This is a genomic window from Variovorax sp. SG517 (assembly GCF_013376045.1).
GTDB lineage: Bacteria > Pseudomonadota > Gammaproteobacteria > Burkholderiales > Burkholderiaceae_C > Variovorax.
The window spans coordinates 235,870-250,821 of record NZ_JABMJG010000011.1 but is presented as its reverse complement, the minus strand read 5'-3'; the positions used below and the strand labels follow the sequence as shown (position 1 = coordinate 250,821).

At 69.9% G+C, this 14,952-nt stretch carries 14 protein-coding genes; 5 read left to right on the top strand and 9 right to left on the bottom strand.

The window, feature by feature from the left end; genetic code table 11:
• Complete coding sequence (locus FHT32_RS29525) at positions 1–699, top strand: TIGR02117 family protein (RefSeq protein WP_176668105.1); 699 nt, start codon at positions 1–3, stop codon at positions 697–699.
• A gap of 3 nt (positions 700–702) precedes the next feature.
• Here the strand turns inward: FHT32_RS29525 and FHT32_RS29520 are convergent, their stop codons facing one another.
• Both FHT32_RS29520 and FHT32_RS29515 read right to left on the bottom strand, forming a co-directional pair.
• Complete coding sequence (locus FHT32_RS29520) at positions 703–1,248, bottom strand: hypothetical protein (RefSeq protein WP_176668104.1); 546 nt, start codon at positions 1,246–1,248, stop codon at positions 703–705.
• 2 nt (positions 1,249–1,250) lie between these two features.
• On the bottom strand, positions 1,251–2,300 hold the full coding sequence (locus tag FHT32_RS29515) for a purine nucleoside permease (protein WP_176668103.1): 1,050 nt from the start codon (positions 2,298–2,300) through the stop codon (positions 1,251–1,253).
• A gap of 138 nt (positions 2,301–2,438) precedes the next feature.
• Between FHT32_RS29515 and FHT32_RS29510 the strand changes: the two genes are divergently transcribed.
• Entirely contained in the window at positions 2,439–3,695 is a 1,257-nt protein-coding gene (locus FHT32_RS29510; RefSeq protein ID WP_176668102.1) for a DNA topoisomerase IB, read from the top strand.
• On the opposite strand, the gene FHT32_RS29505 is transcribed toward FHT32_RS29510, so the two are convergent.
• From FHT32_RS29505 to FHT32_RS29485, 5 genes are all read right to left on the bottom strand, one after another.
• Complete coding sequence (locus tag FHT32_RS29505) at positions 3,638–4,318, bottom strand: hypothetical protein (protein ID WP_176668101.1); 681 nt, start codon at positions 4,316–4,318, stop codon at positions 3,638–3,640. The genes FHT32_RS29510 and FHT32_RS29505 overlap by 58 nt on opposite strands.
• A gap of 175 nt (positions 4,319–4,493) precedes the next feature.
• Entirely contained in the window at positions 4,494–4,673 is a 180-nt protein-coding gene (locus FHT32_RS29500; protein WP_176668100.1) for a DUF3606 domain-containing protein, read from the bottom strand.
• Between the two features lie 155 nt (positions 4,674–4,828).
• On the bottom strand, positions 4,829–6,346 hold the full coding sequence (locus tag FHT32_RS29495) for a class I adenylate-forming enzyme family protein (protein WP_176668099.1): 1,518 nt from the start codon (positions 6,344–6,346) through the stop codon (positions 4,829–4,831).
• 3 nt (positions 6,347–6,349) lie between these two features.
• Positions 6,350–7,336, bottom strand: a complete 987-nt coding sequence (locus FHT32_RS29490; protein ID WP_176668098.1) for a tripartite tricarboxylate transporter substrate binding protein — start codon at positions 7,334–7,336, stop codon at positions 6,350–6,352.
• A 40-nt stretch (positions 7,337–7,376) separates the two neighbouring features.
• The gene (locus FHT32_RS29485; RefSeq protein ID WP_176668097.1) at positions 7,377–9,698 is read right to left on the bottom strand and encodes an acyl-CoA dehydrogenase; all 2,322 of its coding nucleotides are present in this window, start codon (positions 9,696–9,698) and stop codon (positions 7,377–7,379) included.
• A gap of 106 nt (positions 9,699–9,804) precedes the next feature.
• Here FHT32_RS29485 and FHT32_RS29480 point away from each other — a divergent pair, with 106 nt between their 5' ends.
• From FHT32_RS29480 to FHT32_RS29470, 3 genes are read left to right on the top strand one after another with little or no spacing between them, the layout of a single operon-like run.
• Positions 9,805–10,590: a citryl-CoA lyase gene (locus FHT32_RS29480; protein ID WP_176668096.1), complete on the top strand. Its 786-nt coding sequence runs from the start codon at positions 9,805–9,807 to the stop codon at positions 10,588–10,590.
• Between the two features lie 20 nt (positions 10,591–10,610).
• Positions 10,611–11,774: an acyl-CoA dehydrogenase family protein gene (locus FHT32_RS29475; protein ID WP_176668095.1), complete on the top strand. Its 1,164-nt coding sequence runs from the start codon at positions 10,611–10,613 to the stop codon at positions 11,772–11,774.
• 13 nt (positions 11,775–11,787) lie between these two features.
• Positions 11,788–13,149, top strand: a complete 1,362-nt coding sequence (locus FHT32_RS29470; RefSeq protein ID WP_176668094.1) for an MmgE/PrpD family protein — start codon at positions 11,788–11,790, stop codon at positions 13,147–13,149.
• Between the two features lie 15 nt (positions 13,150–13,164).
• Here FHT32_RS29470 and FHT32_RS29465 read toward each other — a convergent pair whose 3' ends face one another.
• Entirely contained in the window at positions 13,165–13,890 is a 726-nt protein-coding gene (locus FHT32_RS29465) for an aspartate/glutamate racemase family protein (protein ID WP_176668093.1), read from the bottom strand.
• Between the two features lie 2 nt (positions 13,891–13,892).
• Positions 13,893–14,906: a tripartite tricarboxylate transporter substrate binding protein gene (locus tag FHT32_RS29460; RefSeq protein WP_176668092.1), complete on the bottom strand. Its 1,014-nt coding sequence runs from the start codon at positions 14,904–14,906 to the stop codon at positions 13,893–13,895.
• Positions 14,907–14,952 lie beyond the last annotated feature (46 nt).

Below are 14,952 nucleotides of genomic sequence, written 5' to 3'. Positions count from 1 at the left end.
ATGCTCGGACGCTGGCTGCGGCGCATCGTCTTCACGCTGCTGGGCTTCGTCATGCTCGTGGGACTCTACGTGGCCACGGCCTGCGCGCTGGTGCTCTGGCCCGCCAACGCAGAACCACCGAAGAATGCGGTCGCCGAAGAAGTGCAGGCCTGGGTGCTGAGCAACGGCGTGCACACCGACTACGTGTTCCCGATCCGCTCGGCCACCGTCGACTGGCTTCAGCTCTTTCCGTTGAAGGACTTCAGGGCGCCGCCGTCCGACGCCGAATTCATCGCCATCGGCTGGGGCGACCGCGAGTTCTACCTGAACACCCCCACCTGGGCCGACCTGACCGCATCGCGCGCGCTCGGAGCCCTGGCCGGAGGCAACCGCGCGCTGCTTCATGTGAGCTACCTGCGGCGCGGCCAGCTCGGGCAAGGCGCCTTCGCGCTGCCGCTCACGCAGGCGCAGTACGCGCAGCTCGCGGCCTACGTGCGCGCCGCACTGCCATCGGGCCGCGCCACACCCATCGCAGGCGCCCACTACGACAACCAGGATGCGTTCTACGAGGCCGAAGGCGGCTACAACCTCTTCGAGACCTGCAACACCTGGACCGGCCGCGGCCTGCGGCGCTCAGGCGTGACCGTCAGCCGCTGGACGCCGTTCGACTTCACGGTGACGTGGCACCTGGAGCCAGGACGGCCCGGCGCGGTCCGGTAAAAGTCAGTAGAGGTGCGGCTCCTCGTCGAGCACGCGCACCGGCGGCGTGCTCGCGAAGACGTCGAGCGCATGCGTGCGGTCCACGCACATCAGGTTGGTCACGCGCCTCTCCCAGGCCCAGTAATCCCAGCCGTTGGCGCGCCGGTGCGTCACCACGCGCAGCCACTGGCCGGGCCGCAGGACGCCCAGCGGTTGCGGCTGACCGGTGTGCCGCACCGCGTCGCCGTGCCACCAACCGATGGCCATGCCGCCCCGGTGCTCGTGCCATTCATAACCCTGCTCGCGCAGCTGCTGCGCATTCCATGACTTCCAGGCGGCCAGCGCAACAGGCTGGTTTTCGAACGCCCCGCCGTCGGGACGCAACGAGATCTCCTGCCACAGCACGCCGCCCGCGACGGGCGGCTGCAGCAACTGCGCCTCGAGCCCGGTGAGGGGCAGGCGCATCGGCGCCTGGTTGCGCAGCCTGCCTTGCTCCGCATCGCGCCCGGCCTTCGTCCAGAGGCAGCGGATGCTCTGCACGGCCAGCCACATGGCGGGATCGTCCGTCACGCTCAGGGCTTCGGCACCCCGCCCGACCACTTCGTCCAGTTCGCGACGATGTGATCGACCACGCGCGAGCCCACCAGCTCGATGTTCTCCACCGTCTCGGCGAAGCCGCCTGCCGTCTCGCCCGGTGCCGGGTCGAGGTGCTGCAGCGTGGTTTCCTTCGGGTTGCCCTGGTCGAAGTTGACGGCGCCGCGCAGGCTCATCACGCGGTCGGTGCCGTGGGTGCGCTTGATGACGAGGGTGATGGCTGCCGCCTCCATCTCGGTGATGACGTAGTCGTCGGCGCCGTAGAGCTTGGCGATGTACTGCGCCTGCTTCGACATGCCGGGGCCGTGGAAGAAGGTGTCGCCAGTCATGTGGGTGCCGGTGCCGACGAAGGGCGCGCGGCGCGCAGCGGCGTCGGGGTAGCGCAGGCGGTACTTGCGGGCCGAGTCGGAGTCCTTCAGGGGCGTGTCGGCCGAGAGCTTCATGGCCCAGCTCACGAGGTCGGGGTTGAGCTTGAAGCGGCGGTATTCCTCGTAGCCCTTGCGCGGCATGAAGGTGGGCTCGCCGGGCTTGTTCTCCTCGGGCGCCCAGCGGTGGCCGAGGTCGTAGTCGACCAGCCACGTCGCCCAGCTCACCTCGCCGATGGTGCCGCGCGAGGGCGGTGTGCCGGCCACGCCCGAGATGACGTAGTAGCTCTGCGAGAAGTCGAACTGCGGGTTCAGCAGGATGGCCTGCATCGACGACGACGAATTCACCTTGCCCATGCCCAGCACCGAGCCGCACACGCCGTCGGCGTTGCAATACACGGGCTGCAGCGCGCCGGGCACGGCGATGGGCTTGGCGTCCTTCCAGTAGCGCTCGTACCAGTACTGGAACTCGCCGGCACGGTCGCCGGTGTTCTTGCCGATCTCGAACATGGCGGCGACGAAGACCTTGACCTTCACGGGCGCGGCCGGGGCCTGAGTCGAGGCAGTCGTGGTGGAAGTGGAAGCGCAGGCCGTGAAGAGCAGCGCCGCGGCGGGCACGGCCAGCCAGCGGGCGGCGAAAAGGGAAGGCTTGAAAGAATTCATTCTGGAACCCGGTGAGAAAGAAAACAGCAGGACCGGCACCGCAAGCGCGCCCGGCGCACCGCCGGCGCCTGCGGCGTCCTACAACCGGCGATTGTCGGTGCTGGCAAAAGCACGGTGTAACGCCACCACGCAAGCCCCATGCCGGCCCATTCCTCCGCTTTCTCCGCATCCGCTTCATCTTCCACGCCCGCGAAGCCACCCTCCAGGCCGACGCCCATCGCCAACGGCCTGGTCTACGTGAACCCCGACATGCCCGGCATCCGCCGCCTGAAGCACGGCGACCGTTTCCGCTACCGCGACGCCAAGGGCAGGTGGGTGCGCGACGCGGACGAACTCTCGCGCATCCGCATGCTGGCGATTCCGCCGGCCTACACGCAGGTGTGGATCTGCCCGCTGCCCAACGGCCACCTGCAGGCCACCGGCATCGACGCGCGCGGGCGCAAGCAGTACCGCTACCACCCCGACTGGCGCTCGATGCAGGACGAGACCAAGTTCGAGCGCCTCGAGGCCTTCGCGCTCGCGCTGCCGGGCATCCGCGCCCGCGTGGCGCGCGACCTGCAACTACCTGCGGGCCGAAAGGCGCCCGGCCGCGCCCAGGTGCTGGCGGCACTGGTGCGCCTGCTCGACACCACGCTGCTGCGCGTGGGAAACGAGGAATACGCGAGCAGCAACGGCTCCTTCGGCCTCACCACGCTGCGCAACCGGCATGCGGCGGTGAAAGGACAGGCGCTCAGGCTGCGCTTCCGCGGCAAGAGCGGCGTGATGCACGAGGCGCAGCTGGACGACCCGCGCGTCGCAAAGATAGTGCGGCAGTGCCAGCAATTGCCAGGGCAGGCGCTCTTCCAGTACGTCGACGCGGACGAGGAAGGCGATGGCAAGACCGGTGAACTGCGCGGCGTCTCCTCCACCGACGTCAACGACTACCTGGCCGAGGCATCCGGCGGCGAGCGCTTCACCGCGAAGGACTTCCGCACCTGGCACGGCACGGTGCAGGCGCTCGAACTCACCCGGCTGGCCTGCGAGCCCGGCCGCACCGCCGCCGACGGCAGCCGCTACAGCGCCAAGGACATCCTCGGCGCGGTGGCGAAGCAACTCGGCAACACGCCCGCGGTCTGCAAGAAGGCCTACGTGCACCCTGCCGTGCTGGCGCTGGGCAGCGCGCTGTCGGACGGCGACGAGGCCACCGCCACGCTGTTCGAGAAGATCGGCGGCAGCCGCACCGCGAGGCCGTCGCGCGGGCTGTATGCGGCGGAACGCCGGCTGCTGTCGTTCCTGAAGGCGCACCGGCGCGAGCAACGACGCACCGCCGCAGCCGCCGGAAGAAAGAGCGGAAAAGCTCAGGTCCGCGTGGCGAGCACCAGGCGCACGCTGGCGGCATCGAGCGCCACCGCGTAGCCCAGGTCTTCCGCGAGGTTCTGCAGCGCCACGGCATCGATGGCCAGCGCGCGCGGCGCGCGGTGCGCGTCGAGCACGGCCTCGGTGGCGCCGGGCTCGCGCGGCAAAGCCGTGAGACGCAGCGCGTTCGCGCCATCGGCCTCGATGCGGATGGTGCCGGCCTCGTCCGCGCCGTCGTGCAGGTAGCCCATCGCGCCAAGGAACAGATAGCGCAGCGCCGCGGCGGCGGGCCAGCGGTGTTCGTCGTCGGAAGGGGTCAGCGAAGCGTCGGTTTCCAGCGCCACGCCGTGCAGGTCGAAGGCGGAGCGCATCAGCGTCACGCACTGGGCCACCAGCGCGCTGCGGGTGATGCCGTCGTCGACGGTGGCCAGCTCCCAGTCGCGCAGCGAACGAATGGCTTCCACCAGCTCCGAAACCTGGTTGTCGATCAGCCCCACCCGCTCCTCGCAGGCCGCGGCATCGACGGTGGGCGCGCCAATCTGCCGCTTGAGCATCAGCAGCGCCATGCGGATCACCGAGACCGGGGCGGCCATGTCGTGCCGCAGGGCGGGCAATGCGCGGGTAAGAAGTTCGTGGCGCACGCCGGCGGCAATCCAGCTGCGCGCGCTGGGGGAGGATTTCATCGGGCGGCGGCCACGGGCATCGGGTTCGACATCGGCAGGATCAAGAACAGCTTGCCTCCAGAAACGTTCTGGTAACAAGTATGAAGTATCAAGCCCACCCCCAGGTGTAGGAGGGTGCCTACCGTGGTGCCGCCTCCGGCTTCCGCCCGGGCGGCCACCGGCTGCCGCCAGGCGCTCAGGGCTTGCCGAGGTAGGCGCGCACGTCCTTCACCTCGACACCGGCCGCCGCGATGGCCGAGCGCAGCTGCGCCTCGGTCACGCCCAGCGTCTGGGTCCAGTAGCGCACCTCGTGCGCCTCGTTCACGTTGATGCGGGCGGCATCCTGCGGCCCGCGCTTGCTCAGGTCATCGGCCATGGTGTGTTTCCTGTGTTTACCTTGGAGAAGACTTCACCTTGCGACGCCCGCGCGGCTCCTTATGGCGGACGGCAGCGCACCCGCTTGCAGGAGAAGTCCGAAGCGGCCGCGGCTGGAGATGTCCGGAAGCGGCGCGCCGCCGCCCTTGCCCGCGCTTAGCTGCGCGCCACACCCACTGCGGCTGCCAGACAGCGCGCCTTCAGTTCACGCTTGAGCAGCTTGCCGTTGGCCGTGGTGGGCATCGCATCGATCAGCTCGATGCGCGCCGGGCGCTTGTAGGGCGAGAGGTTCCCGGCAAGGTGTGCGCGCAGCGCTGCCTCGTCGAGCGTCGCGCCCGGCTTCAGCTCGATGAAGGCGACCACCTGCTCGTTGCCGTCGGCCTCCGGTACGCCGATCACCGCGCACTGGTGCACGCCCTCGAAGCGGCCGATGACCGCCTCGATCTCCGCCGGGTACACGTTGAAGCCCGAGCGGATGATCATTTCCTTCAGCCGCCCGACCACGAAGAGCGCGCCGTCCTCGCCGAAGCGCCCGAGGTCGCCGGTCGCGTACCAGCCGCCGGGGCGCATCACCTGCGCGGTGGCGGCCGCGTCGCGGAAGTAGCCGAGCATCAGGCCGGGGCCGCGCAGCCAGATCTCGCCGGTGTCGCCCTGGGCCACGTCGTTGCCGTCGGGGCCGACGATGCGCGCCTCGCCGCCTTCCACCGCATGCCCGGCGGAGGTATCGGCGCGTGGCGACTCGGTGCGAGTGAGAAACACCGAGCCCGCGTACTCCGACAGCCCGTAGCCGTAATGCAGCGGCTGCCCGAAGAGCCGCTCCACGCGCTGCTTGAGCGCCGGATCGAGCGGCGCCGAACCGGTGTAGACGTAGCGCAGGTGCGGAAAGCGCGGCACCGCATGCCCGGCCTCGATGTGCGCGAGCAGCCGCGCATACATCGTCGGCGGGCCGAGCAGGTTCGACACCTGCTCGTGCGCCAGCGCCTGCAGCACGTCGGCCGGCGAGAAGCAGCCGCGCAGCACCAGCGCCGCGCCTCCGGTGAGCGCGGCCATCAGCACCGTGCCGATGCCGAAGATGTGCGTCATCGGCAGGAAGGCATAGACGCGGTCGTGCCCGTCCAGTGCGCGAATCCGCGCCGACACTCGTCCGAAGTGCAGCAGGCCGCGGTGCGACACCATCACGCCCTTGGGCGTGCCCGAGGTGCCGGAGGTGAAGATGATGGCGGCCGTGTCGCCCAGCGCCGGGTCGGGCTCGGTGCGCGCGTCTTCGCGGGTGGCCGAGCGCATCACGCCTTCCAGCGAAGTCGGCTTCGCACCGGCCCTGCCCGCATGCTCCGCGGCGGCTTCGGAGGCTGCCGTCGTGTAGCAGCACAGCCGCGCATCCGCCCGCTCGGCGATGGCCGCGATCTCGCCCGGCGACATGCGCGCGTTCACGCCGCACGACCATGCGCCCATGCGGCTGCAGGCCATGATGAGCGCGATGTGCGCGGCGCAGTTCTCCGCCACCAGCAGCACGCGGTCGGTCGGCCGCACGCCGGCGGCCAGCAGGTCCTGCGTGGCGGCATCGGCCATGGACTGAAGCTGCGCGTAAGTCGTAGTGCCGCCGGGCTCGAAAAGAAACACAGCCTCTGGCGTGCTCGCTGCACGCTCTTCGAGCAGGTGATGGATCCGCCGCATCGCCTATTCCGCCTCGATGCCCTTGGAGGCCGTCGCCCACAGCTGCCGGTCGGACTTGCCCTTGGCGGCCAGCACCTGGGCCGCGCCCGACCACACGTCGTAGCCCTGCTCGCGCAGCCGGCTGGCGATGTCCTCGCGCGCCAGCATCTTCTGCGCGGCGGCGTTGATGCGCGCGACCAGCGCCGGGTCCATGCGCGCCGGCCCGTACAGGCCGAACCAGCCACCCACGTCGTAGCCCGGCAGGCCCGACTCGACCATCGTCGGTACGTCCGGCAGCATGCGATTGCGCTGGCGCGAGGTGACGGCCAGCGCGCGCACCTTGCCCGTCTGGATGAAGGGCTTCGAGGTGGCGATGATGTCGAACATCATGGTCACGGTGCCCGCCATCACGTCGGCGAGCGCGGGCGCGCTGCCCTTGTAGGGCACGTGCGTGAGCTGCACGCCGGCCATCTTCTCCAGCAGTGCGCCGCTCAGGTGGTTGGAGGCGCCCACGCCGGCCGATCCGTAGAACACCTTGCCCGGCCGCGCCTTCGCATAGGCCAGCAGCTCGGCCACGCTGCGCACCGGCACCTCGTTGTTGACGACGAGCACGTTGGTGTAGTCCACCAGCGGCGCGATGGGCGCGAGATCCTTCATCGGATCGAAGGCCATGTGGCGCTGCACGTTGGGGTTGATCGTGATCGTCGGGCTCGCGCCGAAGAAGAGCGTGGCGCCGTCGGGCGCGGCCTTGGCCACCGCGTCGCCGCCCAGCGAGCCGCTGGCGCCGGGGCGGTTGTCCACGATCACCTGCGTGCCCAGCTCCTGCCCCAGCGCGGGCGCGAGCAGGCGCGCGGCGCCGTCCACCGGGCCGCCGGCCGAATAGCCGACCACGAGCTTGATGAGTGATGGAAGTGGCTGCTGCGCGAATGCACGGTGCGGCAGCACGCCGAGTGCCGCGCCGCCGGCCACCGCGGCCATGAGCTGGCGGCGCGAGAAGTGGATCGATGTCATGAGCGTTGTCTCCTGTTTTGAATTTCTTCGACGCCCTCGCTCACACAGGCAAGTCGAGCACCTGCCGCGCGAGGATGTTGCGCTGTATCTCGTTGGTACCGCCGTAGATCATTGCGGCGGTAGAGCCGATGAGCGGCGAGAGCACGTTGAAGGTCTGGCCGTCGAGCACCTGGTCGCCGGCGACCGCGCCCTGCTCCTCGCCGGCCTCGACCAGCAGCGCGCCGATGCGGTTGTAGGTCTCGCTGGCCCATATCTTCAGCAGCGACACCGACGCCGGCAGCGGCTTGCCCGCGCGCACGATGTTGGCGAAGCCGGTGTAGGCGGCCGAGAGGTCGAGCACGTCGAGCCGCAGCGCCGCAAAGCGCTGCGCGAACACCGGGTCGGCGAAGAGGCGCCGCGCCTGCGCCAGCCGCGCGAGCTGGCCCAGCGCGTACTGCGACTGCTTGGGGCTGCCCAGGAAGATGCGCTCGAAACCCAGCAGCGCCTTCGCGATGCTCCAGCCGCCGTGCAGCCTGCCCACGAGGTTTGCGGCCGGCACGCGCACGTTGTCGAAGAACACTTCGCAGAACTCCGGCTCGCCCGCCAGCGTGTGGATCGGCCGGATGGTGATCCCCGGCGTGCGCAGGTCGCACAGCAGGAAGCTGATGCCCTCCTGCTTGCGTGCGTCCTTGTCGGTGCGCACCAGCATGAAGATGTGGTTGGCGTCCTGTGCGAGCGTGGTCCAGATCTTCTGGCCGTTGACGATGAAGTGCTCGCCCTGCGCGTCGCGCGCCGGCATCGCCTCGGTGCGCAGGCCCGCGAGGTCGGAACCGGCGTTGGGCTCCGAATAGCCCTGGCACCACACATGCTCGCCGCTGAGGATGCGCGGCAGGAAGCGTTGCTGCTGCTCCGCAGTGCCGTGCTGGATCAGCAGCGGCCCGATCATCACGATGCCCTGGTCGGGCGCGCGCGCCACGCCGTGCTGCTCCAGCTCCTCGATCCACGCGATGAGCTTGTCCGCAGGCAGCCCCATGCCGCCGTGCGACTGCGGCCATGCGGGCGCGATCCAGCCCTGCGCCGAGAGCGTGAGATACCACTCGCGCATCTCGCTCCAGCGTGCGCGGTGCGAGAGATAGCGCAGCTGCTGCGGATAGCGCTGCTGCAGGAAGGCGCGCACCATGCGGCGGAAGTCGGCCTCGGGCATGGCGGACCAGTCGGCGGTGCGCGGAAACCCGCCGTTCCACTCGGCAATGCCCGGTGTAGCCTCTGCATCGCCCGACAGCACGGCGTGCCTGCGCTGATGCGCGCTCACGTTGCCCAGCCAAGCCGAGAGGCACAGCACGCGCTTGTAGAAAAGGCTCAGGTCGCACTCCTGCGTGTAGCCGATGGCGCCGTGCAGCTGCACGGAAGCGCGCGAGGCCTGCAGCGCGGCGGCAGTGCAGCGCGCGTTGACGCGGCTGGCCTCGGCTTCGAGCCGCTGCGCCGGCAGGCCCTGCACGGCCAACGCGAGCACCTCGTCCAGCGTGGCCTTCGCCACTTCGAGGTGGATGAACATGTCGACGCAGCGATGCTGCAGCGCCTGGAAGCTGCCGATGGGCTTGCCGAACTGCGAGCGGGTGCGCAGGTAGGCCAGCGTCTGCGCCAGCATCGCCTGCCCCGCACCCAGCAGCTCTGCCGACTGCAGGATCTGGCCAGCCGCGAGCGCATGGCGCAGCGCCTCCTGCGCGGCCGGCCCATCGGCGAGCACCGCACCGGCCGGCAGCACGGCCTGCTCGAAGCGCAGGTTCGAGGCCTGGCTGCCGTCGACCAGCGGCACCGGCGTTTCGATCACGCCCGCGGTGCCGCGCGGCACCCACAGCAGCACGGCGTCGTCGTCACCGCGCGCCGACACCAGCCAGCCGCTGGCGGCCGCGCCGGGCAGCACCATGAGCTTCTCGCCCTGCAGCAGCACGCCGCCTCCGGGTCGTGGCTCGCAGCCGCAGGCCAGCGGCACCGCGCTCAGGTCGCCCGCGCTCTCCTGCCAGGCCAGTGCGGGCAGGCTGCGGCCCGCGACCAGTTCGGCGAGCAGCGCGTTCGCGCCAGGCGTGTCCAGCCGCGCCAGCAGCAGCGCACCGAGGCCGGCCACGGCCAGCAGCGGCTCGGGTGCCGCATGCTCGCCGGCCGCGCGGAAGATCTCGGCCGCGCCGTCGAGCCCCAGTGCCAGCCCTCCGGCCGATTCGGGCGCCAGCATGCCGGTCCAGCCGAGCGCGGCGATGTCCTGCCAGCCCTCGGCCTCGTCGCCGCCGGGGCGCTCCATGCGCTCGCGCCGACGTTGCAGGGCACGGCTGCGTTCGAAGTAGTCCAGTGCCGATTCGCGCACTGCCGCAAGTGATTCGAGGTCCATCGCCGCAGCGTGACAGAAGGCCCTGCAAAGCGGCATTTGCATTTGCCGAAGGGAGGGTTTCGCAATCAGAGAGCCGCTGCGCGCGCGTGCGGGCTAGATTCGGCCCATGACCACCAAGATCAAAAAGTCTCTGCATACGGCGCTGGGCCACAGCACGCCCGACAAGATCACCGTGCGCGGGCGCGACCTGCCCTCGGAGATCCTCGGCCACCTGAACCTGGGCGACATGGCCTTCCTGGAGCTGACCGGGCGCATTCCCACGCCGCAGGAGTCGGTGACCTTCAACGCCATCGTCGTCACGCTGGTGGAGCACGGCGTCACGCCCAGCGCGCTGGCGGCGCGCCTCACCTACGCGGGCGCGCCCGAGGCGCTGCAGGCGGCCGTGGCGGCGGGCCTGTGCGGGCTGGGCACGGTGTTCGTCGGCAGCACCGAGGGCGCCGCGAAGATGCTCTACGACGCGATCCCCTTCGGCGAGAAGCCCTCTCGCCCGCTCGCCGACATGGCGAAGGACATCGTGGCCGACCACCGCGCGCGCAAGCTGATCGTGCCGGGGCTGGGCCACCCGCTGCACAAGCCCATCGATCCGCGCACGCCGCGTCTCTTCCAGATCGCGGCGGAGAACGGGCTTTCCACGCACTACGTCGCGCTGATGCAGGCGGTGCAGGAAGAGGCCGAGCGCGTGTCGGGCAAGTCGCTGCCGATCAACGCGACGGGCGCCATCGGCGCGATCGCGGCCGAGTTCGGCTTTCCCTGGAAGATCATCCGCGGCTTCGGCGTGATGGCGCGCGCCATCGGGCTGGTGGGCCACATCCTGGAGGAGATCGACGATCCGATGGCCGTCGAGATCTGGCAGCGCGTGGAGAAAGAAGCGGGCGAGCCCCGCCAGGACTGAACAGCAGCAGCGAAGAACCGATGAACAACGCCAACGACAAGAACTTTCTCGACATCCGCGACGCCGTGCGCGACCTGTGCGCGCAGTTTCCCGACGCCTACTTCCGCAAGGTCGACGAGGCGCGCGGCTACCCCGCCGAATTCGTCGACGCGCTCACCAAGGCCGGCTGGATGGCCGCGCTGATCCCGCAGGAGTACGGCGGCTCGGGCCTGGGCCTGACCGAGGCCTCGGTCATCATGGAGGAGATCAACCGCTGCGGCGGCAACTCGGGCGCCTGCCACGGCCAGATGTACAACATGGGCACGCTGCTGCGCCACGGCAGCGAGGCGCAGAAGCGCGCCTACCTGCCCAAGATCGCCAACGGCGAACTGCGCCTGCAGTCCATGGGCGTGACCGAGCCCACCACCGGCACCGACACGACCAAGATCAAGACGACCGCCGTGAAGAAGGGCGACCGCTACGTCGTCAACGGCCAGAAGGTGTGGATCTCGCGCATCCAGCATTCCGACCTGATGATCCTGCTGGCGCGCACCACGCCGCTGGCGGAGGTGAAGAAGAAGTCGGAAGGCATGTCGATCTTCATCGTCGACCTGCGAGAGGCCATCGGCAAGGGGCTGGAGGTGCGGCCCATCCTCAACATGGTGAACCACGAGACCAACGAGCTGTTCTTCGAGAACCTGGAGATCCCGGCCGAGAACCTCATCGGCGAGGAAGGCCAGGGCTTCAAGTACATCCTCGACGGGCTGAACGCCGAACGCACGCTGATCGCGGCCGAATGCATCGGCGACGGCTACTGGTTCATCGACCGGGTCACGAAGTACACGAAGGAGCGCGTGGTGTTCGGCCGGCCCATCGGCCAGAACCAGGGCGTGCAGTTCCCCATTGCCGAATCTTTCATCGAGGTGGAGGCGGCCAACCTCATGCGCTACGAAGCATGCCGCCTCTTCGATGCGCACCAGCCCTGCGGCGCACAGGCCAACATGGCGAAGTACCTCGCGGCCAAGGCGAGCTGGGAGGCGGCCAACGCCTGCCTGCAGTTCCATGGCGGCTTCGGCTTCGCCTGCGAGTACGACATCGAACGCAAGTTCAGGGAGACGCGGCTCTACCAGGTGGCGCCGATCTCCACCAACCTCATCCTGAGCTACGTCGCGGAGCACATGCTCGGCCTCCCCCGTTCGTTCTGAAGGAGCGCATTGCATGAATCCAGTCGATCATCCGAGCAAGGTGCTCGCGACTTTCGCCGCCGAACTCAAGTTCGACGCCATCCCCGCCCCCGTGCTGCGCCGCACCGAAGACCTGATGCTCGACTGGCTGGGCTCGGTGCTCGCGGCGCGCACGGCGCGGCCGGTGCGCAGCATCGAGCGCTTCGCGCAGATGATGGGCCCGGCCGAAGGGCCCAGCGAGCTGCTCACCTCGCGACGCACCACGTCGCCGGTGTTCGCGGCGCTGGTCAACGCGGCGGCCTCGCATTTCGTGGAGCAGGACGACGTGCACAACGGCTCGGTGTTCCATCCGGCCGCCGTCGTCATCGCGCCTGCACTGGCCGTGGCGCAGAGCATCGGCGCGAGCGGCGCACAGCTGCTCACGGCCGTTGTCGCGGGCTATGAGGTCGGCATCCGCGTGGGCGAATTCCTCGGCCGCTCGCACTACAAGACCTTCCACACGACCGCGACGGCGGGCACGCTCGCGGCGGCTGCGGCGGTGGGGCGCCTGCTGGAACTCACGCCGCAGCAGATGCTGCACGCCTTCGGATCGGCCGGTACGCAATCGGCCGGCGTGTGGGAGTTCCTGCGCGATGCGGCGGATTCCAAGCAGCTGCATTGCGCGCACGCAGCTGCCAGCGGGTTGATGTCGACCTACCTCGCGCAGGACGGCTTCACGGGCGCGGCAAGGATCCTCGAAGGCGCGCAGGGCCTGGGCGTGGGCATGTCGAGCGATGCCGATCCGGCGAAGCTCACCGACGGCCTGGGTACGCGCTGGACGCTGGCCGAGACCTCCTTCAAGTACCACGCCTCCTGCCGCCACACCCACCCCGCCGCCGACGCACTGCTGCAGGTGATGCAGCAGAACAGGCTGAAGCCCACCGACGTGTCGCGCGTGACCACGCACGTGCACCAGGGCGCCATCGACGTGCTGGGCCGCGTCGATGTGCCCGCCACGGTGCACCAGGGCAAGTTCTCGATGGGCACGGTGCTGGGCCTGATCGCCGTGCATGGCCGCGCTGGCCTGGGCGAGTTCGACCGCGACTTCCTCGCGCCCGAGGTCGCGGCCTTCCGCGAGAAGGTGACGATGCAGCTCGACGAGGAGGTCGACACCGCCTACCCCGCGCGCTGGATCGGCAAGGTCAGCGTGCACACCGCCGACGGCCGCACGCTGCAGGGCCGCGTGGACGAGCCCAAGGGCGACCCCGGCAACAGCCTGAGCCGCGCCGAGATCGAGGACAAGATGCAGCGCCTCGCGCACTACGGCGAAGGCGCCACGGCCGACGAGGCGAAGGCGCTGTGCCGGCGCATCTGGCAATTGGCCGACACGCCGCGCGTGGGGCGCTGGCTGGCTTGAGCCCGTTCAGGCCGTTCAGGCCGGTGCGGTCCAGGCGAAGAGCCGGCCGCAGCCCGGCGAGCGCGCATCGAGCCCGGCAGTGCGCACAAGGTCCCAGAAGCCGGCGGGCGAGCTGGACACCACGGGCACCTGCAGGCGCGCCTCCACCTCGCGCACCGCGTCGAGCGTGACCAGCCCGCCGCAGGAGATCAGGATGCCGTCGGCACCGCGCTGCGCCTCGAACACCTTCACGCACAGGTCAACCAGCGCTTTCGCCGGCACCTTGCCCACGGCCTGCACGTCGGAGATCGACAGGCCTTCGAGCGCCAGCGGCTCGAAGCCGCTCTGCTCCAGGTAGCTGCGCAGCTGGGCATTGACCTCGTCGATGTAGGCCGTGGCCACCGCCACGCGCCGCACCTTCAGATGACGCAGCCCGTTGACGATGGCGTTGCTCATGGTCGTGCAGGGCAGGCCGGTGGCACGCGCCATCTCGACTTCGAGCTGCCGGTTGAAGGCCGCGCCGCGGAAGAAGCTCAGGGAGGTGCCCATGAGCGAGATCGCGGACACGCCCTCTTCCTTCTTCAGCGCCACCGCCTTCTCGACCACCGAGTCGATCACGTCGAGGTACCCGCGCGTGGAGATTTCCCCCAGGCCCAGGCCGCGCGCGCTGAAGCGGATGCGCTCGCCGTACAGCAGCGGGCCGTCCACCGGCACCTCGCCAGCCGCCGGTGGCACGATCAGGCCCAGATGAGGCTGCGCCATGCTCAGCTCCCCTCGGCCACGATGTGCTGCTCCGCGATGATCTTCTTCCATCGCGCGGTCTCGGCGGCCATGTCCTTGCCGAGCTGGGCCGGCGTGGCGTAGGCGCGCAGCGTGCCCTGCGCGGCCGCCGCGGTGCCGGCCTCGGGCGTGTCGAGCACGGCCTTCACCGCGGCCGAGAGCTTGTCGACGATGTCGTTGGGCGTGCCGGCCGGCGCCAGCACGAAGATGCGCGGCGCCACGTCGAAGCCCGGCAAGGCGTCGGCCAGCGGCGGCACGCTCTCGGCGCCTTCGAGCTTGGCGGTGTTCATCATCGCGAGCGCGCGCAGCTTGCCCGCCTTGGCCTGCGCCATGCCCGCCGTGGCGCTCACCACGCCAATCGGAATCTGGCCGCCGATCACGTCGGGCACGATCTGCGCCGCGCCGCGATAGGGCACGTGCACCACCGGGCTGCCGGTGGCCTGCTTGAGCATCTCGAAGCCCAGGTGCTGCACCGTGCCCACGCCCGAGGTGGCGTACGAGTAGCGCGAGGCATTGGCCTTGAGCTCCTTCACCAGCTCGGCCGGCGTCTTCGCGGGAAAGTCGTTGCCCGTCACGATCATCAGCGGCGAGATGAAGGCCCCCGCCACCGGCTTGAAGCTGGTGAGCGGGTCCAGCGCGATCTTCGGCTGCAGCAGCTTGGCGGCGAGCAAGGCGCTGTCGCCCATCATCAGCGTGTAGCCGTCGGGCGGCGCCTTGGCGACGAAGTCGGCCGCGATGAGGCCGGTCGCCCCGGTGCGGTTCTCCACCAGCACCTGCTGGCCCAGCACGTTCGACAGGCGCGTGCCGAGCAGCCGCGCCACCGCATCGACGCCGCCGCCGGCGGAGTAGCCGACGATGAGCCGGATGGGCTTGTCGGGGTACTTCTGGGCCTGGGCCCAGGCCGCCGGCGCCGAGAGGGCGGCAGCGAGGCCCAGGGCGGCCATCGCGCGCAATGCATGGCGGCGCGCCGGTGGTCGAATCGCTTGTGTGGCTTTCATCATGTCTCCGTTGTCTTTGATCGGACGCCGGCCGTCTGTCGCGGCC